Source organism: Paenibacillus sp. P13VS, from assembly GCF_015143645.1.
In the GTDB taxonomy this organism is placed as follows: Bacteria; Bacillota; Bacilli; order Paenibacillales; family Paenibacillaceae; genus Paenibacillus; species Paenibacillus xylanilyticus_A.
Map to the genome: position 1 here is coordinate 429,990 of NZ_WYEV01000004.1, position 25,932 is coordinate 455,921.

Below are 25,932 nucleotides of genomic sequence, written 5' to 3' on the forward strand. Positions count from 1 at the left end.
ATGATCCTCCTGTATGTCCGATTAATTTCTTTCAGCTATGGATTGTATACGTTGAAAAAGGATTCTGGTTACTAATCGATGTGATTTTGCCTGTATACCTTAGGGGAGACTCCATAGGCCTTTCGGAACTGACGTGTGAAGTAGTTGCTATCGTTAAACCCGCATTCATAGGAGATCTGGGTTATGGTCAGGCTGCTGTGTTTCAACAAGCTGCATGCTCTCTCCAGGCGAAGCGTCAACATATAAGCAATTGGTGTCATCTGATAATAGGAGCGAAAGATCCGATTCAGGTGCCTTACCGAGATATTGGATTTACCTGCAATCTCCTCCAGTGTCAGCGGCTCCAGGTAATGATCTTCCATATAGGATATGGCATTCGCCAAGTGCATCAGATGGTTGCCCTCCATCCCCTTTTCCTGCGTATCATAGTGCCTCGACAGGTAGACGACCAGCTCCGTGAACCGTGAGAGCAGCATCGTCTGATACCCCTGCAGCTGGCCATGATACTCTTCAATCATGACCGCAATCAGCGATTCCACATACTCCAGACTGGGAATGGGAAGCGCCAGCTTGCCAGGATAAGATTGAATATTGCGATAGTATGGTTCCAGCACGAACAGCGCCTGATACCCGTTCGATTTCTTCAGATCCGGTCCAATGGATGCAAGCATCTCCGGTCTGAACATAATATTGCAGATTTTAAAGTCATGAGGGTCCCTGTAAGCATGAGGTGTGGAGCCGTTAATGACAAAGGCATTGCCCTTTTTGATAAAATACTCCTCCGTATGTACAACATGCGTGGCATTACCGTTCAGCACGATGACGAGCTCCGAAAAATCGACGTGCTGATGCAGCTCGGTATCCTCCTCATGCCCACCGTACTGAATATAAAATGGAAACTGCAAGTCAGATGTAAACCAGTTCAAATACGTGCTGCTCAATCGTTTCTCCTCCACGATTCCGGTTGGATTGATGTCTATATCATGCTACTCCAAGACCGAAAAATCAAGGTTTCCACCGTACGCCCCCGATATAATTCATCATGTAGAGACGGCAGTGGATGACGAATTAAGGAGGTGTATACGATCAGAAACACATGATCATGATTCTGCTCTACGGGCAGTCTGATTTTTTTAAGATCAGATTTGTAAACGCATTCAAAATTACAAATATCTCAGGGGGTTAGCATGGTTAAATCGATAAGAAACATTCCCAAATGGTCCGTCGCACTCACACTCTCATTCAGCTTGCTTGCAGGATGCAGCAGTGAAGGTGCAACAAATGGCAGCTCCAGCGGTGATGAAACGGCTCCAGTAACCTTCACTTTCTTCGGTGCAGATGCCAATCCGAATTGGAGCAACATGCAGGATGAGGTCGGAAAGGAAATTACCAAACAAACCGGTGTAACCCTCAATGCGGAGTTCGCCATGTCGGATCCATCCCAGCGTTTGGCACTAATCGCAGCAAGCGGGGATTACCCGGATCTGATCAGTCCCAAAGGGGATCTCGACAAATTAATCGATGCCGGGGCCATGCTTGATCTAACCGATCTGATTGAAGAGCATGCGCCCAACCTCAAAAAACTGTTCGGGGATGAAATGAAGCGGCTTCGCTACAGCAATGATGATCCCTCCATCTACGTCATTCCAACATACTCTGCGATTGATGGGGTCAACTTCGTCGCAGGCGGCGGCTTCCAGCTGCAGCATCGAGCCGTGAAGGAAGCTGGATATCCTAAGATCAAAACGTTACAGGATTACGAGAATGTCATCCGCAATTATCTGGAGAAACATCCTACCGATGAAAATGGCAATCCAAACATCGGCATGACGCTGAATGCGGACGACTGGCACATTCAGATTACTGTAACGAACCAGGCAGCTGAAACGACCGGCAAATCAGGTGACGGTGAATACTACATCGATCCGGAAACCTATGAGGCTTCTTATCATTTCCGCATCGAAGGTGAAAAGGAATATTTCCAGTGGCTGAACCACATGTACAATACCGGTTTGCTCGATAAGGAGTCCTTTGTGCAAAAGAATGACCAGTATCTGTCCAAAGTCGCTTCTGGCCGGGTTATCGGCCTGACCGATGTGGACTGGGGCTATGCTGACGGCGAAAAGGCACTGAAAGCTGCCGGGAAAAATGACCAGACCTACGGACACTATTCTGTCATGTTATCGGATCAATACAAGGATAACCGTTATCAATCAACGGGCTTTATGGCTGGCTGGGGTCTTGGCATCACTGTAGACTGCGAAGATCCGGTCCGGGCGATCAAGTTCCTGGACTACCTTGCTTCAGAAGAAGCCCAGGTATTGAACAACTGGGGAATTGAAGGCAAGCATTATGAAGTCAAGGATGGCACCCGTGTTGTCCCCGCTGAAGTACAGGAACGTATCGTGAATGATAACATTGCGTTCAGCAGGGAATCCGGTATCGGATTTTACACGAACCTCGGTGCTCACTATGGAGATGGTGTCAAAGACTCCACCGGCAATTATTACACCAAGAACTTCCCGGAACAGATTGTGGAAAATTATACGGATGCCGATAAGGAAACTCTCAAGGCCTATGGTGCCACAACATGGATGGATTTGTTCCCGAATGAAAAGGAATTTCCATCCAAACCTTGGGGTGCCGTATGGAACATCTCTGTGCCGAGCGAGGACGAGATCAACATTATCTCAAGTAAGGTCAAGGACATCACATGGAAGCAGATCCCACAGGCCATAATGGCCAAACCGGAGGAATTTGAAGCCATCTGGAATGACTATCAGCAGATGCTGATTGACGCCGGCGTTGAGAAAATGGAACAAGGATTTACCAAGTACGTCCAGGACCGCGTTAAACTTTGGAATGAATAGGAGTAATACATGATGAAATACAGCAATCCCGTCATACCTGGCTTTTATCCTGATCCGAGTATCTGCCGGGTAGATGAAGATTATTACCTGGTAACCAGCACCTTCGAATACGCTCCAGGAGTGCCCATATTCCACAGCCGAGATCTGGTCCACTGGCGGCAGATTGGCCATGTGCTAACCTCTGACCAACAGATTGTACTGGCAAATGCATGGGTTTCCGGGGGAATCTATGCGCCAACCCTTCGGCATCATGACGGCTGGTTCTATATGATCACGACCAATGTAAGTGCAGGTGGCAACTTTTATGTACGCAGCCGTCAGCCTGAAGGCCCTTGGTCGGAACCCGTTTATGTTGATCAGAAAGGCATTGATCCCTCCCTTTTATTCGATGAAGATGGCCGGGTATACTTCCAATCTGCCTGTAACGGTGCAGAAGGTGAAGGCATCTATCAGTGCGAGATTGATATCGAAACAGGGGAACGATTAACCGACAGCCGATTAATCTGGAAAGGAACAGGAGGAGCCGCGCCTGAGGCACCCCATCTGTACAAAGTAAATGGCATGTATTATCTGATGATTGCTGAAGGAGGCACGGAATATGGACATATGGTTACCATTGCCCGCAGCAACGATCCCTATGGACCATATGAAGCTTGTCCGGCCAATCCGATCCTGTCCAATCGAAGCATGAAGACCAGCATCCATGCTACAGGGCATGCAGACCTTATCCAGATTCAGGATGGAAGCTGGTGGGCCGTCTGCCTCGGCATTCGTCCTGCTGGCTATCCGCTGCGGCATCATCTGGGACGTGAGACGTTCCTTGCTCCAGTCACTTGGACCGAAGATGGATGGCCTGTCATCGGTGATAACGGACATATGGAGCCTATCATGACTGGACCGCAGCTGCCGGAAACGCCGTGGCCATCGCCAGCAGTTCGAGAGCATTTTGACCTGCCCACACTGGGGCTGGGCTGGGTGTTCCTGCGAAATCCGGCTCCAGGCAGCTGGTCCCTAACTTCGAATCCAGGTCACTTGACCTTATGCGGGAACTCCTTCTCCCTTCATGATCAGGGGAATCCCGCATTTGTTGGGCGGCGCTTGAGTCATTTCCACTGCAGCATTGCTGCCAGTCTGGATTATGAGCCGCTGCAGGAAGAAGAAGAGGCCGGGTTAACGGTCTTCATGAATGGAAACTATCATTACGATCTGGCGATTAAGCAGATTCATGGTGAGAAGAAAGTTATTTTCCGCCGAACCGTAGGTTCATTACAAACTGAACAGGTTCACGACTGTGGAACAGGCCCCGTCAGATTAAAAATTCAGACAGATCGTAATCAATTCACGTTTTTCCTGCAGCACGACTTGGGAAAGGACATCCGGATAGGATCTGGTGAAACCCATCTGCTCTCTACCGAAGTGGCAGGCGGCTTCACGGGCATCATCATCGCCATGTACGCTCATGCTCCATGCGGAGTCGGTACACCAGCACATTTCGATTGGTTTGACTATGAACCGCAAGAGGAAACACAGGACTAATCATTAATAGCAGCCATGCAAACAAACCCAAAAACCCACCGTCCATGTTGATCTGGCCGCGGTGGGTTTTAAGTCTCTTCTAGCGATGAATTTATTCCTTACATTATCAATCTAACAAGGGTTCATTCCGTAAACAAATGCTCTTACTTGCCGGAAGGCTGTGCTTCAGCGGTATACCCGGCTGGAATATCCGTCTCTGCCGTAACTTCCGTGATCACCATCGGATACATCATGTCCGGATCTGGCTGAACGATGGAATACAGCACGATCGCACGTCCATCCTTCTCCAGTTTGACGTCATCAATCTTCAAACCGTAGCCAGGATGAGGCATTTCAGCCGTGAGCTTCACCTTGGTTGTTTTGTCATCAACCTTCGTTGTAGTTACTTCAGGTACGATGGCTTGCTGGCCTTCCCCTGGAGTCTCTGGAGCTGGCTCAGCCGATCCACCATTGCCGTGCTTATCCACAAATTCAAGTGCATTGAAGATCATGCTTGCAGCCTCCATACGGGTAAGCGACTGATCTGGACGGAAGTTGCCGTCCTTATCCAGTTCAATGATGTTCATGTTCAGCAGGTTCTGGACTGCAGATATGGCGTCCTTACCGATTTTATTTTCGTCCTTAACCAAATTATACTTCATAATAACCGGATAATTCCCGGTTGTGTTAATGCCTTCATGAAGCAAAATAACAAATTGCTCACGTGTCATCTTGCCTTGCGGATTCAACTCTACCGGGATGGACAGACCATTTTGGGTTGCAGCCTGTACAGCATCTGCATACCAGGTATCCGGACTGATTTTATTTTGCGCGGAAGCGGCAGCATATTCATTTTTCAATCCAAATGCCTTCACGATCAATTGAACCCCCTGCGGCTCGGACAACGCCTGATCCGGACGGAACAGATCCGCCGTTACACCACTGACAACCCCTTTGGATTTCAGGGAATCCACGATAGTTTTTTGCCCTTCATCGGTTACGTCCGAAAAAGCGAATACAGAAGCACCTCCTGCCGTCAGAGAAACGCAAAGCGCAAGTGTTGCAGCCAATCCTTTTTTATGTTTCATTTCCTGGCACCTCCTAAGTTTAGTAAACCCTATTTTTGACTTCTTCAATCCTACAGACGGGACACCTTCAGAAAATGTTTCAGAGAATTCGACATTAGGGTAATCTTGTGCAAAAAACTACATATCCATGTCTGCATGGCCTGGAAATTTTCACTTTCATGCCCTTCTTCCCGGCTTCGTTGACAATGATACGAATTAGCGCAAAAATAAGAAAAGAAGAAATCATTTGTTAACGGATAAATAGCAAACTGGATCGCATAAAGTAAGAGGGCACGACGCGCTAATTATAGGTGTCGGCCCTTTTCTTGCCTCCGTACCTTGCCTAACTTTCACCCTAACAAAGGAGAACCCGAGATATGTCCAAGACAGGATTACTTCGAAGCTATGTCGTCTCCAACTGGCCCGTGTATCTGACTGCTGTTGTGCTGATCATTGCCTCCAATGTCGGTCAGGCCTCTTTGCCCCGTATTCTGGGCAGTTTCACGGACCAGCTCATGCAGAATACACTTCAAATGAATACAGTCATCCGTTACAGCCTATGGCTTCTGGCCATCGCTATCGCCTACAACCTTCTCTTCGGAACAGGACAGTTCATGATTATGCGACTTGGACGCCGCTTCGAATTCATGACACGCGAACGCATTTTCGGCAAGTTTTCCGAATTGAGCGAGCACTACTTTTCCAAGCAGGGAAACGGGAAACTGCTCAGCTATGTCATGAATGACGTTACCTCCGTGCGCGAAGCCATTTCCAACGGGGTGACGATGATGACAAATGCCACATTTCTGCTGATCTCCTGTATCGTCATGATGCTGCTTAGTGGCATTCCCATGAGCCTTATTCTAATCAGTATCATTCCCTTGCTGGCCATCCCCTTTCTGGTTGTGTTCTTTGGCCCCCGCATCCGCAAGCGTTCTCGTGATGTGCAGGATGCCCTTGCAAGCATGACCGAATCTGCAGAAGAGCAGCTCGGCGGAATTCGCGTGACAAAGACGTTTGCCATTGAAGACGGTGCCCGTGCACGATTCGGCGCAACTGTAGATGCCATTAAGGAAAAACAATTGCGACTCGTGCGACTCTCTTCCCTGTTTCAAGCGCTGCTGCCACTGCTTGGGGCCATCTCGCTTGTTGTTTCCCTGCTTGTCGGAGGTATTCTGACGATGCAAAATTCCATTACACTCGGAAGCTTTGTTGCGCTGACGCTATATTTGCGGATCATTATGGGACCGCTTCAGCAGATTGGCAATGTCATTAATACCATGCAGCGATCGGGAGCGTCCCTTGAACGGGTTAACGATCTGCTGACAGAAAAACCGGATGTCCGGGAAGTCCCCGGGGCCAAAACCCTGAGTGCCGTGAATGACATCACCATTGACGAATTATCCTTCTCCTACCCCGGGAGCTCCGCTTCTGCTCTTAAGCACATCAGTCTGAAGATTGCCGCAGGACAGACCGTAGGCATTGTGGGCAAGACCGGCTCCGGCAAAAGCACCCTGGTCAAACTGCTGCTTCGTACAGATGAACCGCCTGAAGGCACGATTCGTATGAATGGCACAGACATTCGGCAGCTGTCGCTGGAAAGTCTTCGTTCCCGCATTGCCTATGTCCCGCAGGATGGTTTCCTGTTCAGCACCACCATTCGAGACAATATCGCTTTCAGTGACCGAGAGGTCCCGCTGGACAACGTGGAACGTAGTGCAAGGCAGGCCATGATCTACGACAACATTATTCGCTTCCCGGATCAGTTCGACACCCTGCTCGGTGAACGTGGACTAACGTTGTCCGGCGGTCAGCGTCAGCGAACCAGCTTGGCTCGGGGATTGATCAAAAAGGCTCAGATCCTTATTCTCGACGACAGCATGAGCGCCGTTGATGCGGTAACGGAAAGTGGCATCCTGCGCAGCCTGAAGAAAATTGGCAAAGGCAAAACAACCCTGATTATCTCCCATCGCATTAGCGCCGTCCGTCATGCGGATGAAATTATTGTGCTGGATGAGGGACACATCGCTGAACAAGGCACGCACTCGCAATTAATGGCCGCTGAGGGCCTGTACGCTGCGACCTATCGTTTGCAGGAGGAGGGATTGCATCATGAAGGACCATAAGACCGGTGCCCATACCCTAGTAAGTCCCGAACCTCAGGCCTCATCCGGGAACCATGCAGGTTCGGGCACAGAGAGAGAACTCAGCAAGCGTTCATCGTTCAAAGCGATGATGAGCTACGCTAGACCTCATCGATTTGCTTTTTTGGGCATCTTTTTATGCTCCTTGCTCGGGATCTCCGCCGACCTGCTCCAGCCATATCTGGTCAAAATCGCTATTGATGACCATCTGGCAATCGGCCAGACCAGCATAGGATTTCTTGTAAAACTGGCTGCCGTCTATCTGGCACTGGCTGTAATCAGCTTTATTTTTACCTATATACAAAACAACCTGCTGCAGCATGTCGGTCAGAACATCGTCTCTCGTATTCGTAAAGATCTCTTCCGGCACATCTCCAAAATGTCGATGTCCTTCTTCGACCGCTTCCATATCGGAAGTCTGGTCACGAATGTGTCCAGCGACACGGAGACGATCAGCAGTTTCTTCACCCAGGTTCTGCTCAGTCTGATTCGGGATGGCATGATGCTGGTGCTCATTATCTTCTTCATGTTCCAGCTTGACCCGGTGCTCGCTGGTTACTCGCTGATTGTACTGCCCGTTATCGCCATTGTGGCGATCCTGTTTCGCAGCAAGCTGCGCCAGGCCTATCAAAATGCCCGTACCCATCTCTCCCGCCTGATTGCTTTTACGGCGGAGAACCTGTCCGGCATGTTTCTGATTCAGGCTTTTCACCAGGAGGAGGAACAGAAGAAACGCTTCACAGAGCAAAATAAGTTACATTTGAAGGCCAACATCACCCAGGCCCGTTCCAATGTCATCTTCAACCGGACGTTTGACATTCTGGGTAACGCCGCCCTGGTGATGATGGTATGGCTTGGCGGACGCGCCGTGCTGGGTGAATCGCTGCAGGTCGGTGTGCTTTATGCATTTATCAGCTACATCCGCCAGTTCTTCCAGCCGATCAACCAGATTACGATGCAATGGAATACGTTCCAGTCCACTACCGTATCCATGGATCGGATCTGGAACATTCTGAATACCAGACCCGAGGTCGCAGATCCAAAAGCAGAGACTGCTTCTTCACTGGACCCCCGGGACGTGATGGGACAAATTGATTTTAACGATGTGTCCTTCGGCTACCGGGCTGACCGTCCACTCATTCAGCATCTGAATCTGCACCTCTATCCAGGGGAAATGGTCGGCATTGTGGGTACAACGGGAGCTGGCAAAAGCACACTGATCTCCCTGCTCAATCGGTTCTACGATGTCAATCAGGGCAGCATTGAAATCGACGGCACGGATATCAGGCAGCTACCTCAGGCCAAGCTGCATCGTATTGTGGGGCTTATTCAGCAGGAGCCTTTTCTATTCTCAGGCTCCATTATTGACAATGTCCGCATGTTTCGGGAGGATATTACGAGAGAACAGGCAATCGAAGCCTGCCGTTTTGTCGGGGCACATGCCATGATCTCAAGACTGCCGCAGGGATACGATACTCGCCTCTCGGAACGCGGTAGCGGTCTGTCTGCCGGGGAACGTCAGTTAATCTCTTTTGCCCGCATTGTCGTATTCCAGCCCCGTATACTTATTCTCGATGAGGCAACCGCCAATCTGGATTCCCATACCGAGCAGCTGGTGCAGCAGGCCCTGGAAACGGTATCTCAGGGTCGAACCACGATTGTCATTGCACATCGCCTGTCTACTGTTATGCACGCAGACCGGATTCTGGTCATGGAACATGGCGAAATTGTTGAGGAAGGCTCGCACCAGCATCTGATCGAAGCCGAAGGCATCTACGCCGACCTGTACGCCCATGCACGGGAGACCGGTGGTGACACCGCAATTCCGGGGTAATGAATGCCCATCTGTGCCGCCTGCACCGCAGTGCGGCATGATTTATGTTTGGGGCAGATGATGATAAGGAGGATTACCTTTTGGAACATGAAACAGCTGAGTTTGATGATCAGCATTTAGGCTATCGCCGGAGTACTATGCTCTGAAAAAGCACATTATGTCTTATATTTTTACTGTTATGTGCAGCTCTACTCTGGATCAATTATGTTGAATACGCGGGGAGATTGCAGACATTGCCCTACACGATTGCTGCCATTATTGGCATGTGGCTCGTGGGTCCACTGTTTTTCATGTTTTTGTCGGGCTTAACCAGACGATCCACCGTGTTATTCTCTTGGAATGATGAAGCACTCGTAACCCAGGGAAGGACCGTTCCTTGGCATAAGATTCGTCATATCGAACTTACAGCATCCGGGGCCAGCAGTTGGATGTTATCCTCAGCTCCCCTGATCGCCCTGCATCTGAAGGACGGTAAACGGCTTTACATCCGGACTGGCCATTTACTTACCTCAAAGGAACTGCTCCGAGCCGAGATTCTGCTGCAGTTGAACCTGCGCGAGAAGAGGTAACGAGATACTTGAAGCTTACTTCTCCCATCCATTTCTTGGTTATGCGCGTTATTTACTGCAAAAACGGGTTGTATACCATATAGGAGAATATATACCTATCTTGAAGGAGTGCAGATGCAATGAAAATTCAATTGATTCGTCATGCCACCCTATGGCTTGAATATGCCGATCTGAATATCCTGGTTGATCCAATGTTGATGGATCCTGAAGAGATGCCTGCTTTTCCCAATACACCTAATGATCTACGCAATCCGAGAGCGGCCTTGCCGGAAACAGAGACCGATTACACCAATCCGGATGTGGTGATTGTTACCCATACCCACATCGATCACTGGGATGCAGCCGCGGCGGAACGGCTCCGCAAGGATGTGCCTTTATTGTGTCAGCCTGGTGATGAGAACATATTTATCGAAGCCGGTTTCACGAGTGTTCATGCGGTGGATGAGAAATATGAGTTTCATTCTGTACGTTTTGCACGAACTTCAGGCCAGCATGGCACGGGGGAAATCGCCGAGCGGATGGGCAAGGTATCCGGTTTTGTGCTTGAGGCTGATGCCGAACCCGTATCGTATATTGCCGGAGACACGATCTGGTGCGAAGAACCGGCCGAAGCCATAGAGCGATACCAACCGGAAGTAATCGTTGTCAACGCGGGGGGTGCCCGTTTTACCCAGGGTGACCCAATCACCATGGACGGACCGGATGTAGCTGCAGTGAAACGACATGCACCGGATGCACATGTCATCGCCGTTCATATGGATGCCATCAACCATTGCATGATGACCCGGTTGGATCTCGCCAGTTACCTGGCTTCCGAACAGCTGAACGGGCAGGTTCTCATTCCCCGGGATGGTGAAAGTTTCGTATTTGATTCAAAAACGGAGCTGGAGTAATACCCGTTAATCTGAATAGTAAAAAAGGATGTTCCCGTCACCTCAAGACGGAAACATCCTTTTCTTCCATTACACTTATTTTTATTGAATTTTCAAACGAATCACGTTCCAGGAAGCCTTCGCAAGACTTGCAGTAACCTGCGTGCCTGACACTTCAGCCCCGCCGCGGTTATGTGGAGCTACCCGATTCGGCTGTGCAGCCGTATTCACGGCTTTGAGGTCATCACTTTCCAGTACGATATGCTCCAGAAGGCTGCATTGTCCGAAGCTGCGCAGATCGACTTCAAGCTGAAGAGAATCTTCCAGGTGACGGTTCACGGCAAATACAGTTACTTCACCCTGCTCTTCATTATGCACCGCAATTCCTTCCAGGTACGGCACGTCCGTAATTTGCTTCGTATCGTACTTCGCTGATTGAATCAATGGCACAAGTGCTGTTCCACGTCCAAAGACGGAAGCGTGCATAAACGGATAGAAAATGGTCTGTCTCCAGGCAGCACCACCTGTGTCCGTCATGATCGGCGCGATAACGTTAACCAATTGTGCGAGGCAGGCCATCTTCACGCGATCCGCATGCTTAAGCATGCTAATCAGCATACATCCCACAAGCAGCGCATCTTCATGGTTGTATACATCCTCCAGCTGTGGAGGTGCAATCTGCCACGGATCCAGCTTCCTGTCACTTTCATTGGAATGGTACCATACGTTCCACTCATCGAAAGACAGATACATCGTTTTCTTGCTGCGCTTCTTCGCCTTGATGTAATCACAGGTTGCCATGACGGTCTCAATAAACCGATCCATTTCCAGCGAACGCGCCAGGAACGTAGGCGTATCATCATCCGCGTTGCCATAATACTGATGGAGTGACAAGTATTCCACATGATCATAGGTTTGATCCAGCACGGTTGCTTCCCATTCCGGGAACGTTGGCATGCCCAGTGACGAACTTCCGCAGGCAACCAGCTCAATGGTTGGATCAGTCCATTTCATAACTTTCGCTGCTTCAAGCGCAACCCGTCCATATTCTTCTGCCGTTTTGTGACCGATCTGCCATGGGCCGTCCATCTCGTTACCCAAGCACCAGGTTTTAACCGCATGTGGCTCCTTGTAACCATGCTTGATCCGCAGATCACTATAATATGAACCTTCCGGATGGTTGCTGTACTCCACGATGTTCCGGGCTGCATCTACGCCCCGTGTCCCCAAATTGACGGCCATCATGACTTCGGAATTCGCAAGTTTGGACCAATCCACGAATTCGTTGAAACCGAATTCATTTGTCTCAATGGTTCTCCAGGCCAGCTCAAGTCTGCGTTTACGTTCTGCAACGGGTCCTACGGAATCTTCCCAATTGTAACCGGATACAAAGTTCCCCCCAGGATAGCGTACAATCGGCACCTGCAGCTCCTTGACCATCTCCAGCACATCCGTACGGAATCCCGCTTCGTTCGCAGAGGAATGCCCCGGCTCATAAATACCGCCATATACGGCACGTCCGAGATGCTCAATGAATGAACCGTATAAACGTTTATCGACTGCACCAATCGTGAAATCCTTGTCTACCGTCATTTTTGCTTTTACCATCGTGAAGTTCAGCTCCTTAAGATTAATAAAAAAATTAATTGATAATCTATGGATCAACGTTCATATTTATATTAAAATCGATTATAACCCTAATTTCAACCTGAATTTTTAAAAATGTTATTCTTTTTGATGGATTTATGTTTAACTTAATTCTATATTCAATAATGGAGGAACCCCATGATTAGAGCAAATACGGATGCCGAATGGCTGCCCTTATACGAAGCACTTGCCAGTGAAGTGCGCTTGCAGATTATACGGCTTGTTGCCGAGAACCCGATGAATGTAAAAGATATCGCCGCCTCACTTGGTCTAAGCAGTGCCATCGTAACGATGCACGTTCGCAAGCTGCAGGATGTCGGCATCATTCAATCCAAGATGGTCCGCAAGGACGGCGGTACCCACAAAATGAACAGCCTTGCGATCGACTGGATCGGCATCTCCATGCCACAGGATACCGGTATGTCGAACAAGGTGCACGAGGTTGCTATACCCGTCGGGCACTATACCCATTTTGACGTTTATCCCACCTGCGGCCTAGCTACAGTCAATCATGTGATTGGGCAATATGATGACCCGAGGTATTTCCTGGATCCCGAGCGGATGCACGCGAATATTCTCTGGTTCGGACGCGGATTTGTGGAATACAAAATTCCAAACTATCTCTTATCGGGACAGCAGATTAACTCGATTGAATTATCACTGGAGATCGGTTCAGAGGCTCCTTCGGTCAATCCCAATTGGCCCTCCGATATTACCTTTATGCTCAACGGGATACAGGTCGGTGAATGGACTAGCCCAGGTGATTCGGGGAATGGCCGCGGCGTATTCACGCCAGACTGGTGGAGTGAAAGTGTCAATCAGTACGGCATGCTGAAAGTGCTGCGGATCACGCAGGAAGGCACGTTTATTGATGGGCAGCGCGTGTCCGAAGTAACACTCTCGGATATTCCGGTCGAGCGCAATCAATGGACATTGCGATTGTCGGTAGAAGAAGATGCCCAGCATGTAGGAGGTCTTACCTTATACGGTGAGGGATTCGGCAACTATAATCAGGATATACTGTTCCGTCTTTACTACCAGGATTAGAGGTCTCAAAAAATACAAAAAACCTTCCATCTGCCTATTCGGCGATGATGGAAGGTCTTTTTGCTGTATCCACATTTTCTGTTCTCACGATACACATTTATTCTACGAGAGCTCAAAACTTGCCTTTACTGATCTTACAGTGCACTCCCGCCATACAGAAAGCGATATTCCCAGTGCTTGCCCGAGATGTCGCTGGTCGTTACTCCGCCACCAGCATTGGAATAGGTGTGCAGTATTTTTCCGTCGCCGAGATAGATTCCGACATGCGTAATTCTTGCCGTAGACTTGTTCACCCCAGCATATGAGGAAGCTTTCGTGCCTTTATAAGACATAAAGAACATCAAATCTCCACGCTTGAGTTTTTTCCAATCCGTCTTAACAGAACCTTTGCCTTTTACATAAGTTCCCTGCTGACGTGAATCTGCAGGAAGCTTGACTCCAAGTGCATCGATAAATGCCTGGCGGACAAAGCTGGAGCAATCGAACGTAGCCGTACTGTTTCTGCTCGCTCCGAACTCATAAGGCGTGCCCCAATATTTCATGCCAGCAGCAATAACTTTCTCCACAGCGGCGCTGCCTGTTACAGAAGCGCTGCTGGAACCCGATGTTGTTGTGCTGCCGCTAACGGCTTTGGTGTATTTAGATGAAGAGGATATGTATCCTGTCCGGTTGCTGGAATCTTTTACTTTATACCATGCGGATCCGGATTGTTGAAGTACGGTAATGGTTTCCCCTTTACCCACCATACGAACAACACTCGCAGAAGATGATGGTGAAGTACGCATGTTAACTCCCCAGATCACTTTCAGCTTGGCATTTTCGGCCGTTGCTGCGGATACCGGTGCCGTTAGTGCTCCTGTCGTCAGACTTCCCATCAGCATCGTTGCTGTTAGACTCGCGGTAATGATTTTACTTTTCCAGTTCATGATGTCGTGTTCCCCCTGATGTTACAGAAATTTAACCTGGCTTCGTTCTCTCCGGGCTTGCCCCATTGTAAACGGGCTGTCCATCGTGATCATCAGACCAAAGTCCTGTATTCGCCTCAAGCTTATTGAGTACTAAGGATCAGGAGTTGAACCGGCATCAACAAGAATAACTGTATGAATATTAAGTAATTTGCAAAGGTTAAAATATTGTAACTATTTGATACCACTTCGTTTCCAGCTATTACAGTCCGTTCAATTAACCTAATCAGACAATAGGTCAATAGACCCACATTCAAAATCACATATTCCATAAGTGGTAAACATTACTACTCGCGAAAAACCTTAAAAGCAGCGTCAATTCGCCTATTTTGTACCAAGTGGTTTTCAATAATCGATCTTTTCTGCCTTACTTTTAACAAGACATGTCCAGCCCAGAGTACAAAAAAAGACTGTTACTTATGACGCTGCTCGCGCCTGAAGTAACAGTCTCTCGAATATTCTATACTTTGAATTTATTGATCTGTTCTTGCAACTCTTCTGCCATTTTGGAGAGAGAACCAGCTGAGGATGCAATCTCTTCCATGGAAGCCAGCTGTTCTTCGGTTGCCGCAGATACATTGTGTACCCCGCCTGATGCTTCCTCCGCAATATTGGAGATTTGATCCACATATCGAACCACTTCATCCGTACTTGCTGACATTTCTTCCGATCCTGCAGATACTTCCTGAATTTCACCAGCGACCTTGTTCACTGCTTCTGAGATTTGCTCAAAGGCTTGTCCTGCCGCAGTTACCATCTCTATTCCGGCTTCTGTTTCACTGCTGTTCACTTTTACGGCCTGTACCGCATGGTTCGTGTCATTCTGAATGAGCTGTACCAGGTCCGTAATTTTCTGTGCGGATTCCGATGATTCTTCGGCCAATTTACGAACTTCTCCGGCAACAACGGCGAAACCACGTCCGTGTTCACCTGCACGTGCGGCCTCGATCGCAGCATTCAATGCGAGAAGGTTGGTTTGACGAGCAATATTGTTGATGACTTCCGTAATGCTGCCAATCTCTGCAGAACGTTCTCCAAGCCCGGTTACGAGCTCTGTTAGTGAAGCAATGGACGTACGTACCGATCCCATTTGATCCACAGCCTGCTGGATAATCATATTCCCTTCAGCCGATTGATTCGCTGCATCCACAGCCGATACGGATACACTCTGAGCAAGCTCTGCAATCTGTTCTGAACCAATGGCCATTTCGCTCATCGCCTGGGAAGAACGTTTCACTATATTCACCTGGTCAGATGTGCCCACAGCCAGCTGTTCCACAGTTGCGGAAATTTGCTCTGATGCTTGCGTATTTTGCTCGGCACTCGCCAGCAGTTCTTCCGAAGAAGCAGCTACCTGCTCGGAAGTCACGGAAACGGACTGAATCATCGCACGCAAGTTACCCGTCATGGTATTGAAGGAAGCAGCCAGCGTGCCAAGCTCATCCTTGTTTTTCAGCGTGATCGTTTCGCCCGTTAGATCACCGTTTGCAATCAGCATTGCCGATTCGTTCATCTTCTTAATTGGTCTCGAGATGATGCTTGCAATGAAGAATGCGATAAAGACTGCGATCAGGAAGGAAATGACCGTCACTACCAAAATGATAATAAATGCTCTGTTTGCCTCATCCAGTGAATCCGCTGTAGCTTGGCCCGATAAGCCATTGCCCATCGTAATCAGCTGAGCAATAGAATCATTAGCTGTAAACCATAACGGATATGCTTCGGCATGCAGCCTGCTGGCTTCTTCAAAATTATTAGCCATGCCAAATTCAATAAATGTTGGCATTTTTTCTAAATAGGCATCATAATTCGTGCTAAACGTATCATAAAGCGCGATTGCGTCAGCACTACCCTTTATAAGTGGAATCAGCTGTTTGCGCTCGTCCTCAATCTTGGTTTGGAGCTGCTGTAATGCTTCATTCATCTTTACAACTTCACTTTCATTCGTCTCCACAATGACCGCCAGAGCCAGGCGCTCTACATCAGAGATATCGCCATTCATCGTACCAAGTAAACTAACGCTTGGCATCCACATCTGATCAATTTCTTCAGAAGTATTAGACATTTCCTGAATCTGCGTCAATGCATAAGTGGTTACAAAGGCTAGCAGTGCCACTACTACCAAAAACCCAGCCAACAATTTCATGCGAATCGTTAACCTCATTTTCCCTATCAAGCTTCCCTGCGTGTTTTTCATGTTCCCACTCCTTAACTTGGCCATAAACCAATACATATGAATAGTATATCGACACCTATCGACATGAATTGTAGATATGCAAATTTAATTTTCAATAAGTTTCATGTAACTTCGAAATAAAAACAAAAAAGCCTCCGTCTTTGGCAAAGCCAAAAACGCAAGACTTTAATGGATATATCGCCCTATCCTCTTCTTCATACGATAAACGCCGCTCTAGCGAAACACCCGCCGATGGATATGGATAAAGAAATCAGGAACCGACTTCGTATAGTTACGCGTTGTGATCAGAATGACACTGACCAGACTGCCCAGTATGAAACCGCCAAGAATATCTCCCGGATAATGCACACCTACATATACACGCGATACCCCAGTCAGTACAGCAAGCAGCAGCATCCACCATCCAAATCGACGTCCGATGAAAAACGAAGCGGCAGCAAGAGCAAAGACAAATGAAGCATGCTTGCTTGGAAAAGATGGATCCGGTACATGCGGCACCAGCTGATGTACATTCCCTTCCACAAATGGTCTTGGATGACCAACGGCTGGAGATATGCCCCACTTGGCAAGAACAAGAGCTACAATAGATGCTACACATGCATAAAAGACAATACGCTGCTTGGCCGGATTACCCAGGAACCAGACAATAACCAGAAGAGCAATCATAATCCACACGGCATATTCTGCTGCAGTGATCATAAACCAGTCCAGAAGCGGAACCCGGTCCGCAAACTGGTTGATCCAGTTAAAAACAGATTGATTCATAATTGCGTTCATACCTCCATGACATAAAACGTGATTCGTTTTTACACTATAATACCCACCAACGATTTGTCAAACAATGCACCAACTGACCGAATATCCGAAATCAAAGGGGACATTTCTCTTACTTTTTGTTAAAATAGTTTGGGTTACATACCAGTTCAACAATAGAAAGGTGAAGATTATGCTTAAAAAATGGTTATGGGGGACAACCCTAACCCTGGCACTTGCCGTAACAGGTGTCCTCGTATATTACGGATATTCCATTGTACATTTTGCCAATAGCATCTCAACCGCTTCAGGTACTTCCTCATCGTCTACAACCAATCCTCAGGCAGACCTTGGTACAGACACTACAACTACACCAATCCCCAAGTGGGAAGGCAAGGAACGCGTAAACATCCTGCTTCTCGGGGGTGACTCCAGAGGTGATGATGCAGGGCGCTCAGATTCGGTCATGGTGGCTTCCATTGATCCGGTGTCTAAACGGGCGCATTTATTCTCTGTCCTGCGAGATACATATGTGGAAATACCCGGACATGGCAAAAGCCGGCTTAACGCAGCTTTTTCGTACGGGGGCGCTGAATTGACCAAACAAACGGTAAGCAATCTGCTCGGTATTCCGATTCAGCATTACGTATACACGGATTTCATCGGCTTTATGGCTCTTGTCGATGCCGTAGGCGGCATTGATATTGATGTGGAAAAAGACATGTACTACACCAGCAAAGCTGACAAACATATGTATGACATTGATCTCAAAAAAGGACTTCAGCATATGGACGGCAAAACGGCCCTCCAATATGTTCGTTTTCGGCATGATGCCACATCGGACTTCACGCGCACCGAACGGCAGCGAATCTTCATGACCGAGCTTGCCAAGAAGCTGCAAAGCACTACCTCCCTCTTCAAAATTCCAGAGATCCTGGAGGCGGTTGCCCCTTATATCGAAACAGACCTCAGCCCTACGCAGATGCTGAAGCTGGCCTCGCTCGGGTTTGACATTAATGTCAATGAAGTGGACAAACAGCAGATTCCACCTAATAAATTGTTAACCAACGAACTTGCAGGTTCCGCTCAGGTTCTGGGCGTGGATAAAAACAAACTCCAGGCATTCATTCAAAATTTGTTCGAGGAAGATGCTCAGGCAGAACAACAATAAATAGAAAAGCGGTGGCCTTATGGGCCGCCGTTTTTCTATCCTTTTTTCACCATTTAATCTCCTCTTAATGTTGAGATAGTACCCTTTAATGATGTTGTGTATTGGAAGGAGGCGGGCCATCTTGGGTAAACCGCGTATAGAAGAGTGGACGCAGCTGCGCGGGATCGCGTTTCTCGCCATCGTCATGCAGCATAATATTGCGGAATATATCTATCGTTCAGATATCGAACAGCCGGATTCCGTCATGCTGACCATGATCTATCATCTCACCAGGTTCGGAACGCCGACCTTTGTCTTTTTGTCCGGTGTGATGCTTTTTTATCATCATCATCAGGTCAAGCCGGAATACCGTCCATTCATCCGAAAACGATTTGGGGATATTTATGTGCCCTTTGTTCTCTGGACACTGATCTACTGGCTGTCTGTTCGCATTTTCACACCTGCATTTTGGCTCTCGGGCACGCCGGATGTCCGCAGCTTGATCCGCGAGCTTTTCATCCCTCAGACAGGATATCATCTCTGGTTTGTCATTATGATTTTTCAGTTTTATGTGTTATTTCCTTTGTTCCGGCTCGGGGTTCAATTCGTGAACAGTCAGCTTACCAAAACCACCAGAATAACGCGCATGCATTCCGTTATATTGCTTGTTCTGCTTGCAGCAGGGATGTATAGCTTGCTAATGAAGTGGTCCTATTACGACATGGCCAGCTGGACAGCAACCCTTGCGAAGCCATGGTCTACATTGCTGGAGTATCGTTCCTACTCCTGGGTGATGTACTGGTTCTATTTTTTACTTGGGGCAGTTTGCGCCTGGGCTGTAGACACTTGGAGAAACTGGACCATTCGTGCACTACCATGGATGATCAGTCTTTTTATTGGCATGTACTTCTGGCTGGGTTACGATGTGCTCAGAGGGTCTGGGGATGTAGTTAATCTTAATATATCGACATATCTGAAGCCGACAACGTTCATTATTATTATGGCGCAGATGTTCATGTTATATGGATTCCTTGTTCTGTTACGAGGCAAAACAACGAAGTTCCTGGGCGCTCTCACCTGGATCGGCCGCTATTCGTTCGGCGGATATCTAGTGCATGCTCTGGTGATATATGCGATCGCCTACTTCACCAGACCACTCCAGCTTGGCGGCTGGCATCTGCCGGTAACCTTGCTGTCATTTCTGGTGACAGCTGCCACAGCGCTGGCCATTAGCTATGGACTATCCCGATTACCGGGTTCCCGTTATACGGTCGGGTTACAGCGTAAGCGGAGCAGGAACTTGCCTGGTCAAGGTTCGGATACTGCAGAGCCTCGGCTTAAAGCCGGATCAGTTACACCTCTGAGTGCAAGTGCAGGCCCTTCTTCTGAAACAAGCTAGAAGGCTGGTCACGTTGCATAATCTAGTAAAAGTGAACCTCAGTCAACCTCGTTATATACCTACGTTGGCGAGAAACAGGGCGCCTGTCTTCCAAGGAAGACAGGCGCCCTGCATATACATCGATTAATCTGACTCGGTCGAAGCCGGATGCCCAGGTGCATGCTCCCGTGGAATAGAATGTGCCCCACCCTTATGGTTCACGAGCCGCTGCAGATCCCCCGTCAATTGCTCCTTCAGCTTGTCAATGAGCTGTGTTTCACTAATCCCATGTGCTTTGGCAACCTCAGCAAGAGACTTGCCACTTTTTAACTGCTCATGAAGCTGTTCCGGCGTAATGCCAATAAACTGAGCAATCGCCTTATGGTTCAAGGAAGGATGTTTTCTACCATGACCTGCAAACTCCCTACGCAGCTCTCTGAGCGGGGTATTGATGACCTTTTTCAACTTTTCATCCATGTCAGCCTTGGCTGCCGAGACCTGTTCCTTGGTTAAGCAGCCTTCTGCAGCAGCTTGATCCAGACGTTTCACAAGGGATGGTTTAAGCTTCTGTAACAGCTGCTCTTCGCTTAGACCTTTGCGCTCCTTGGCAATCTGGCTCAATGTCTTGCCTAGCTCCATCTGCTCCTTCAGATCCCGGAGTCCAATGCCGAGCAGATCGGCAGTTTCACCAATCATAAATAATCCATGACTTGCCTGCATACAAGGTTGTTTGTCATGCTGGGAAGCTGCCGGAGATGTCATTTCGGTGCTGTCAGGCTTTTCTGCCGCACTGGCTGAGGCAGCATTTCCCGTTGCTGCTAATATGAGCATGGCTGCCAAACTGCTTACAAGCCATGTTTTCCATGGGTGCTTCATATTTGTTTTCCGCCTTTCGTATGTCGAAATACTGTGGTCTACACCTAGTTTGAGCCTAATCCACCCGTTTTTATCCCATAAAAATACAAAAAGTCATCAAATATTTCACAATTCATCACAAAAGATCCTATTTTTTTCAATTCATATCCGCTATACTGGGTATAACTCCATGATCTAGTCGAATAGTCCTTAATTATTTTATTGCGGAAGGGCGTAAGCAAACGATGCGGAGAGAATGGCTTGATCCGTTTAGATCCGATTTGGAGGTGGTGTTCGCTGCTGCCAAGCAGCTGGTTCAGAACTATCCTGAATCCCTGTCAGAACATGCACTGAAACAACTTCACTCAATTAATCCCCTGTTACGCGATTCAGGTCACAGCTATATTGGCTACATTATTCCGCTCTGGATGCAGAATTCAGACGAACTCCCTCCACAGACTGCACACAAGTTAAGCACGGCCTGTATGATTCATATGTTGTATTTTCTCAATCAGGATGAAGTGATGGATGAACGTCCTGATGACAGCACATTGAAGTTATCCTTGGGTAATTTATACTACATGGATGCTTTGCGTATCTACTCGGATTTATTTAGCCCGTCTTCCCTGTTTTGGACGTATTTCAGACAATATGTAACAGAATGGGCTGTTAGTGTTAACGGCGAGAAGTCGCTGGATTACTTCAAAAAAAAACCGCTTCTGATCGCCCAAAAGGCTGCTCCCCTTCAACTTGGAGCTGCTGGTGCTCTTCTTTTACTTGAACAAAAAGACCGAATTGATGCGGTGTGTTCTGCTGTTAACATCACACTCATGACCCTCCAGATGACAGACGATTTTAATGACATGGATCAAGATGCTGCGCTGGGAAATTATAATAGTTTCCTTTCTCATATTTCTTCTGCTCTACAACTAACTTATCCTGAACAGCCGCTAAGCGAGCGTATCCGGGATAATATGTACAGCACACCAATTATGTACTCTTATGTGGACATAGCTTACCGATATCATGACATCTTAGCATCGTCTAACTCAGGTATTCCGCACCTCTTGACCTTTAATAAGCACTTATGCCAAACACTTGTACAAGCTGTCGACGCAATCAAGCAGCATAAAAAAATGCTTCATCAAGGCGGGTTTCATTACTGGATCAGTGAACATGCCTTAAACCCACAAGGGAAGTCATGAAACTGTGACAGTTCATATTCTATATTAAGAAGGGATTGTTGAACGATGATGGTATCTGAGAGAACAATGCATGAGGATATTATTGAAAAGGCCTGGACCGATGAACATTTCAGACAGCAGCTGCATTCCAATCCAAAACAGGCACTTCGCGATGCATTCGGTATTGATATTCCGGACAACGTTAAGATCCGTACAGTAGAAGAACAGCAGAATGATTATGTTCTTGTTATTCCGCCCAATCCCTCCAAAGTGAATTATGACGTGAATTGTGGACCTTGGAGAACCTAAACACCCAAATTAACGGCTCTGAGCCAACATTACGGGTAAAGGGGTAGAGGACAAAAAAGCTGTCTATCTTCTGCCAGTCCGTCAATCGACGAACTCGGCAAAAGATACAACAGCTTCCGTTCCTACCCCTTTTGTACTTGTAAATGAGATCTCGCCATGCATCGCTTCCACAATTCGGAAGGTTACCATCATCCCAAGCCCTGTTCCCTTGATCTTGTTGGAGAAGTAGGGCTCTCCCAGGCGGACCAAAGCTTCCTCATCCATGCCTTCCCCGTTATCCCTCACGTGAACTTTAATCATTCCATCCTGGGCATAGGCCCATATATCAATCTGGCCTTGACCCTGTAATGCTTCGATACTGTTTTTAATAATATTAATAAAGGCCTGTTTGAACTTGGAGGAGTTGCCACGAATCCAGAGATCTGGCGGAATATCCGTTGTTATTTTACCGCCTTCCAGATTGGCCATTGGCACCAGAATCCCTTCAATATGCGCAAACTCTTCGGCAATATTAAGAGATGCGATATGATCAAACTCCGGTTTGGCAAACGTCAGAAAGTCCGTAATGATCCCTGAGGCCCGGTCAAGCTCCTCAAGGGCAATTCGCACATACCCCTTGTTTTTGTTGTCTTCCTGTTCGGTCATCAGCTGTAAAAATCCTCTGGTCACCTGTAAAGGATTCCGAACTTCATGGGCAACTGAAGCGGCCAGCTCACTAATAATCTCCATCTTCTCGGATCGCTGCAATTCATTGTTGAACAGCTCCAGTTCCTTGGAGTATTCAATGACCTGTCTATGCTTTTCCGCAAAACGACTGCCCAGAATGGCTATAAGTGCTATGATAAAAGCAACCATCGACCACTTCCACCATATGAGATGATACGTGCCGTTCCGCTGATAGTACCATAACAATTCGGCTACACTGATGAGCGCAAACGTACTGTATCCTGCAGCCAGCAGTATCGCTTCCTTGTTTCTCCTTAGCGCCTGAGATATGGTACCAATCATCAGTAATGTCAGCAGGATCACCAAAATGACCCCGATTGCCTTTTGAACCAGATATACATACAGTACGTCCCATTGACCGCTCGAGATGAAATACAGGAGCAGTGCGAAGATTGCAATACCCGAATACACGAGCTGGAATTTTCTTAACTTCGTGAAAATCCCATAAGGTCCTGTCCCAATAATCTGTTCGAAAAAATAACATAATGCAGGCATTCCCGCCAGCATCGCCATATCGAACAATATGGAGTACAGATCCCCGTAAATCTGGTAGAACGTATACAGAAATTGTGAATACGTAATGATCATCGTTCCGATGGAACCCATGACAACACATAGCGAGATCCATAATCCCTTATGGAATTTACCAAAGAAGAATGTGCAGCTGAGCATGGTCATGGCTGTAAACAGAAAGGTTGCCCCTAAGATGACATCCAACAAACCATTATGAATATATCTCTCCTGCAGATTGGTGTATCTGCCTACCTCCACCATCCCAAAGATTCCGAGTCGGCCGTTGGTATTTTCAGCCCATATATACAGCTGCTCATGTGAATTTTCGATGGATAAAGGCAGCAGCACCGCATTGTTGTCGTAGTTATAATGATAGTTCTCATACACCTTGCGATCCTGAAGATAGATCACAATATGTTGACCTTTAATATTTTCAAAGCGAATGGCAGAATCATCCTCGCTCAGTTGTGGAATGGTCAAGCGAGTCCATATTGACTCCGTAGAAGGATTGACCGTGGTGTAATCCGGCTTCTCCAGCCCTTGCCGCTCCCAGACTTCATCGGGTCTTCCCACTTCGCTGATAAACCCCTGATCGTGTTCATTTCCCCATTTTACTTCCCATGTCGTAATGGGGACAGGGCTGTTATCTTCCTGTAAACCTGCCGCGCCTACTCCCTGCGGCCAATACATGATGAATAACAGGCTGATCCATAGGACGATGATAGCTTTGGGCACATTTTTCATTCACAGCACCTCAAAGTTCATATTTTGAGCATTTAGCAACATTTGAATGGTGCTAAATGCTGAATCTTATCCCCTAACTCTATCATTTATGATTCGCCATGATTCAACGTGTCACCTTCTAATGGCAAACGAAAAAAATCACATTTTAGTCCAACTATATATTTATTTCCATTTATAACGAGGGAATCCAGTTATTCTTTGTCTTATCCGCGTAAATCTTCGAACTGGTTCTCAATCATTTCCCGTTCTGTTCGTTCATAGGCATTCCGAAACTTCAGCCACTGCTCCGTTTCCTCATCCTCATAAATCGTCCATATATCCGAAAAAAGAAAATCACGCAACTGGACAACTTGTCCTGCCCATATGCCACCGACCCAGAACAAACCGTCCGGTCTGCGAATGACTGTACGCGAAAAACCGGGCGTAGATGCCTTTTGTCCAATTCGGATTCGAGTGATCATATTGCCAAGTGTAAACCATTCCAACTGGAATCCCTCCCTATTTTATCATGCTCCATCATAACATAGGCCCTGCTCGAAAGCTGTACCAGCTGCTCTGCGATTCAATTCGCTTCTATGGGTGTAATGGTTCCTCAAAGCAACCATTCACCTATTAAGGAGATGATTTAAATGAACGAGCCACACAAAACGGTAGAAGTAGAACGGAAAGATATCCAGCAAAAATCGGATTCCAGCATGGTCGCCTCCACTTTTATTAAATATGCGGCTTATGTACTCATTTTTTTCGGCTTCCTGTATTTTCTCGTCAAATATGTATTCCCTAAATTTTAAACATTCATATTCGGGTCAACCCAGGGAATGCTAACACGTGCAGGATTACATCGTTTAGGGTTTGGGTAACTACGAGGTAAGAACCTTAGAAAATATCAGCACAATAATACATGCAGTCAATCACATTTAATTCCTGAAAGGAGCTGCTACTTATGACAGACAGACCGATTAGTAATGACGAAAGCGACCGTTATTATGACCGATATCAGAGGTTCCGCGATATTCCGCCCGAAACGGAAGTACCCGCGGGCGATATGGATACATTTGACGAAGTGTCCGGAAGACGGATTGAAACCGATGAGACGGACCTGCCTCCTGTAGCTGCAACGACAGTAGAGGATGAGGAGCTCGAATCACGTTTGGCAGAGCCTGCACTGGAATCTGTGCCTGATGCCGATCTGCTGCAGCCGAATAGCCCGGTTGACCCGGCTGCACCTGATCCGGACGCCCTTCATGGTACTGATCTTCTCAATGGTGCAGGAGCCGATGCCAAACCGCAGGACGACATTCTTCCACGAGGTTAAGATTGGCAAACTCCCTTGCGTCGTGAAAAAGGAGGTGCAGCATAATGAAGGAAGACCACCATAAACATGTCGAGACGCCGGATAGTCTGGTGACCGAACGGGACATCGATCCTGATTTCGGGCTATTTACGGAAGATTCATTTCCGGATGCTCTGGAAAAAGAGGATCAGCGTGATGCTGTTGAGCATGCCATTCCGAAGGAGAAATCCGATTCTGAAGAATGATACACCTTTTCTATGAAATGAATCAGACTGAACAATAGGGAAATCTCTCATGAA

The 25,932-nt window shown here is 47.6% G+C and carries 23 protein-coding genes; 14 read left to right on the forward strand and 9 right to left on the reverse strand.

Going from position 1 to position 25,932, the window contains the following annotated elements; translation table 11 throughout:
* Positions 1–71: 71 nt before the first annotated feature.
* Entirely contained in the window at positions 72–941 is an 870-nt protein-coding gene (locus GUA98_RS11760) for an AraC family transcriptional regulator (protein ID WP_193723116.1), read from the reverse strand.
* Between the two features lie 246 nt (positions 942–1,187).
* Between GUA98_RS11760 and GUA98_RS11765 the strand changes: the two genes are divergently transcribed.
* Both GUA98_RS11765 and GUA98_RS11770 read left to right on the forward strand, forming a co-directional pair.
* A complete protein-coding gene (locus GUA98_RS11765; protein ID WP_153977230.1) occupies positions 1,188–2,870 on the forward strand; it encodes an ABC transporter substrate-binding protein in 1,683 nt (560 codons plus the stop codon).
* Between the two features lie 12 nt (positions 2,871–2,882).
* Positions 2,883–4,406, forward strand: a complete 1,524-nt coding sequence (locus tag GUA98_RS11770) for a glycoside hydrolase family 43 protein (protein ID WP_153980577.1) — start codon at positions 2,883–2,885, stop codon at positions 4,404–4,406.
* Between the two features lie 143 nt (positions 4,407–4,549).
* Here GUA98_RS11770 and GUA98_RS11775 read toward each other — a convergent pair whose 3' ends face one another.
* Positions 4,550–5,473 (reverse strand): S-layer homology domain-containing protein, encoded by a 924-nt coding sequence (locus GUA98_RS11775; protein WP_153977229.1) that lies wholly within the window; start codon positions 5,471–5,473, stop codon positions 4,550–4,552.
* 356 nt (positions 5,474–5,829) lie between these two features.
* Here GUA98_RS11775 and GUA98_RS11780 point away from each other — a divergent pair, with 356 nt between their 5' ends.
* From GUA98_RS11780 to GUA98_RS11795, 4 genes are all read left to right on the forward strand, one after another.
* Complete coding sequence (locus tag GUA98_RS11780) at positions 5,830–7,578, forward strand: ABC transporter ATP-binding protein (protein WP_193723117.1); 1,749 nt, start codon at positions 5,830–5,832, stop codon at positions 7,576–7,578.
* Positions 7,565–9,430 carry an ABC transporter ATP-binding protein gene (locus tag GUA98_RS11785; protein WP_153977227.1) on the forward strand — a complete coding sequence of 622 codons (1,866 nt, stop codon included), beginning with the start codon at positions 7,565–7,567 and terminating at the stop codon, positions 9,428–9,430. The genes GUA98_RS11780 and GUA98_RS11785 overlap by 14 nt, the downstream gene beginning before the upstream one ends.
* A gap of 233 nt (positions 9,431–9,663) precedes the next feature.
* Positions 9,664–9,999, forward strand: a complete 336-nt coding sequence (locus GUA98_RS11790; RefSeq protein WP_153977226.1) for a hypothetical protein — start codon at positions 9,664–9,666, stop codon at positions 9,997–9,999.
* A gap of 119 nt (positions 10,000–10,118) precedes the next feature.
* Complete coding sequence (locus tag GUA98_RS11795; protein WP_153977225.1) at positions 10,119–10,892, forward strand: MBL fold metallo-hydrolase; 774 nt, start codon at positions 10,119–10,121, stop codon at positions 10,890–10,892.
* Between the two features lie 81 nt (positions 10,893–10,973).
* On the opposite strand, the gene GUA98_RS11800 is transcribed toward GUA98_RS11795, so the two are convergent.
* Complete coding sequence (locus tag GUA98_RS11800; protein WP_153977224.1) at positions 10,974–12,479, reverse strand: alpha-N-arabinofuranosidase; 1,506 nt, start codon at positions 12,477–12,479, stop codon at positions 10,974–10,976.
* 177 nt (positions 12,480–12,656) lie between these two features.
* On the opposite strand from GUA98_RS11800, the gene GUA98_RS11805 reads away from it, so the two are divergent.
* Entirely contained in the window at positions 12,657–13,565 is a 909-nt protein-coding gene (locus tag GUA98_RS11805; protein WP_153977223.1) for an ArsR/SmtB family transcription factor, read from the forward strand.
* A 134-nt stretch (positions 13,566–13,699) separates the two neighbouring features.
* Here GUA98_RS11805 and GUA98_RS11810 read toward each other — a convergent pair whose 3' ends face one another.
* From GUA98_RS11810 to GUA98_RS11820, 3 genes are all read right to left on the reverse strand, one after another.
* Entirely contained in the window at positions 13,700–14,491 is a 792-nt protein-coding gene (locus GUA98_RS11810) for a C40 family peptidase (RefSeq protein ID WP_153977222.1), read from the reverse strand.
* A gap of 499 nt (positions 14,492–14,990) precedes the next feature.
* Positions 14,991–16,694 (reverse strand): methyl-accepting chemotaxis protein, encoded by a 1,704-nt coding sequence (locus tag GUA98_RS11815; RefSeq protein ID WP_153980576.1) that lies wholly within the window; start codon positions 16,692–16,694, stop codon positions 14,991–14,993.
* A gap of 246 nt (positions 16,695–16,940) precedes the next feature.
* Positions 16,941–17,492, reverse strand: coding sequence for an undecaprenyl-diphosphatase (locus GUA98_RS11820; RefSeq protein ID WP_162009901.1), 552 nt, complete (start codon positions 17,490–17,492; stop codon positions 16,941–16,943).
* Positions 17,493–17,673: 181 nt separating this feature from the next.
* Here GUA98_RS11820 and GUA98_RS11825 point away from each other — a divergent pair, with 181 nt between their 5' ends.
* Both GUA98_RS11825 and GUA98_RS11830 read left to right on the forward strand, forming a co-directional pair.
* Positions 17,674–18,651, forward strand: coding sequence for an LCP family protein (locus tag GUA98_RS11825; protein WP_153977221.1), 978 nt, complete (start codon positions 17,674–17,676; stop codon positions 18,649–18,651).
* A 121-nt stretch (positions 18,652–18,772) separates the two neighbouring features.
* Positions 18,773–20,029: an acyltransferase gene (locus GUA98_RS11830; RefSeq protein ID WP_153977220.1), complete on the forward strand. Its 1,257-nt coding sequence runs from the start codon at positions 18,773–18,775 to the stop codon at positions 20,027–20,029.
* Between the two features lie 123 nt (positions 20,030–20,152).
* Here GUA98_RS11830 and GUA98_RS11835 read toward each other — a convergent pair whose 3' ends face one another.
* Positions 20,153–20,884, reverse strand: a complete 732-nt coding sequence (locus GUA98_RS11835) for a hypothetical protein (RefSeq protein WP_153977219.1) — start codon at positions 20,882–20,884, stop codon at positions 20,153–20,155.
* A 260-nt stretch (positions 20,885–21,144) separates the two neighbouring features.
* On the opposite strand from GUA98_RS11835, the gene GUA98_RS11840 reads away from it, so the two are divergent.
* The gene (locus GUA98_RS11840) at positions 21,145–22,068 is read left to right on the forward strand and encodes a hypothetical protein (protein WP_227779589.1); all 924 of its coding nucleotides are present in this window, start codon (positions 21,145–21,147) and stop codon (positions 22,066–22,068) included.
* A gap of 45 nt (positions 22,069–22,113) precedes the next feature.
* Entirely contained in the window at positions 22,114–22,356 is a 243-nt protein-coding gene (locus GUA98_RS11845) for an NHLP leader peptide family RiPP precursor (RefSeq protein ID WP_095288899.1), read from the forward strand.
* Positions 22,357–22,437: 81 nt separating this feature from the next.
* Here the strand turns inward: GUA98_RS11845 and GUA98_RS11850 are convergent, their stop codons facing one another.
* The gene (locus GUA98_RS11850; RefSeq protein WP_193723118.1) at positions 22,438–24,339 is read right to left on the reverse strand and encodes a sensor histidine kinase; all 1,902 of its coding nucleotides are present in this window, start codon (positions 24,337–24,339) and stop codon (positions 22,438–22,440) included.
* 203 nt (positions 24,340–24,542) lie between these two features.
* Complete coding sequence (locus tag GUA98_RS11855; RefSeq protein ID WP_095288897.1) at positions 24,543–24,824, reverse strand: hypothetical protein; 282 nt, start codon at positions 24,822–24,824, stop codon at positions 24,543–24,545.
* A gap of 144 nt (positions 24,825–24,968) precedes the next feature.
* On the opposite strand from GUA98_RS11855, the gene GUA98_RS11860 reads away from it, so the two are divergent.
* The 3 genes from GUA98_RS11860 (at position 24,969) to GUA98_RS11870 (ending at position 25,878) form a co-directional block, all read left to right on the forward strand.
* Positions 24,969–25,130 carry a hypothetical protein gene (locus GUA98_RS11860; protein WP_164764231.1) on the forward strand — a complete coding sequence of 54 codons (162 nt, stop codon included), beginning with the start codon at positions 24,969–24,971 and terminating at the stop codon, positions 25,128–25,130.
* A 152-nt stretch (positions 25,131–25,282) separates the two neighbouring features.
* Positions 25,283–25,654: a hypothetical protein gene (locus tag GUA98_RS11865; RefSeq protein ID WP_193723446.1), complete on the forward strand. Its 372-nt coding sequence runs from the start codon at positions 25,283–25,285 to the stop codon at positions 25,652–25,654.
* Between the two features lie 44 nt (positions 25,655–25,698).
* Positions 25,699–25,878 carry a hypothetical protein gene (locus GUA98_RS11870; protein WP_153977215.1) on the forward strand — a complete coding sequence of 60 codons (180 nt, stop codon included), beginning with the start codon at positions 25,699–25,701 and terminating at the stop codon, positions 25,876–25,878.
* Positions 25,879–25,932 lie beyond the last annotated feature (54 nt).

Excerpts from the sequence above, each read along its gene's own strand:
- GUA98_RS11820 (WP_162009901.1), bottom strand. The coding sequence starts at position 17,492 with ATGAATCAATCTGTTTTTAACTGGATCAACCAGTTTGCGGACCGGGTT.
- GUA98_RS11845 (WP_095288899.1), top strand. The coding sequence starts at position 22,114 with ATGATGGTATCTGAGAGAACAATGCATGAGGATATTATTGAAAAGGCC.
- GUA98_RS11850 (WP_193723118.1), bottom strand. The coding sequence starts at position 24,339 with ATGAAAAATGTGCCCAAAGCTATCATCGTCCTATGGATCAGCCTGTTA.
- GUA98_RS11805 (WP_153977223.1), top strand. The coding sequence starts at position 12,657 with ATGATTAGAGCAAATACGGATGCCGAATGGCTGCCCTTATACGAAGCA.
- GUA98_RS11765 (WP_153977230.1), top strand. The coding sequence starts at position 1,188 with ATGGTTAAATCGATAAGAAACATTCCCAAATGGTCCGTCGCACTCACA.
- GUA98_RS11770 (WP_153980577.1), top strand. The coding sequence starts at position 2,883 with ATGAAATACAGCAATCCCGTCATACCTGGCTTTTATCCTGATCCGAGT.
- GUA98_RS11780 (WP_193723117.1), top strand. The coding sequence starts at position 5,830 with ATGTCCAAGACAGGATTACTTCGAAGCTATGTCGTCTCCAACTGGCCC.
- GUA98_RS11860 (WP_164764231.1), top strand. The coding sequence starts at position 24,969 with ATGAACGAGCCACACAAAACGGTAGAAGTAGAACGGAAAGATATCCAG.
- GUA98_RS11785 (WP_153977227.1), top strand. The coding sequence starts at position 7,565 with ATGAAGGACCATAAGACCGGTGCCCATACCCTAGTAAGTCCCGAACCT.
- GUA98_RS11870 (WP_153977215.1), top strand. The coding sequence starts at position 25,699 with ATGAAGGAAGACCACCATAAACATGTCGAGACGCCGGATAGTCTGGTG.
- GUA98_RS11815 (WP_153980576.1), bottom strand. The coding sequence starts at position 16,694 with ATGAGGTTAACGATTCGCATGAAATTGTTGGCTGGGTTTTTGGTAGTA.
- GUA98_RS11800 (WP_153977224.1), bottom strand. The coding sequence starts at position 12,479 with ATGGTAAAAGCAAAAATGACGGTAGACAAGGATTTCACGATTGGTGCA.
- GUA98_RS11775 (WP_153977229.1), bottom strand. The coding sequence starts at position 5,473 with ATGAAACATAAAAAAGGATTGGCTGCAACACTTGCGCTTTGCGTTTCT.
- GUA98_RS11865 (WP_193723446.1), top strand. The coding sequence starts at position 25,283 with ATGACAGACAGACCGATTAGTAATGACGAAAGCGACCGTTATTATGAC.
- GUA98_RS11795 (WP_153977225.1), top strand. The coding sequence starts at position 10,119 with ATGAAAATTCAATTGATTCGTCATGCCACCCTATGGCTTGAATATGCC.
- GUA98_RS11825 (WP_153977221.1), top strand. The coding sequence starts at position 17,674 with ATGCTTAAAAAATGGTTATGGGGGACAACCCTAACCCTGGCACTTGCC.
- GUA98_RS11835 (WP_153977219.1), bottom strand. The coding sequence starts at position 20,884 with ATGAAGCACCCATGGAAAACATGGCTTGTAAGCAGTTTGGCAGCCATG.
- GUA98_RS11810 (WP_153977222.1), bottom strand. The coding sequence starts at position 14,491 with ATGAACTGGAAAAGTAAAATCATTACCGCGAGTCTAACAGCAACGATG.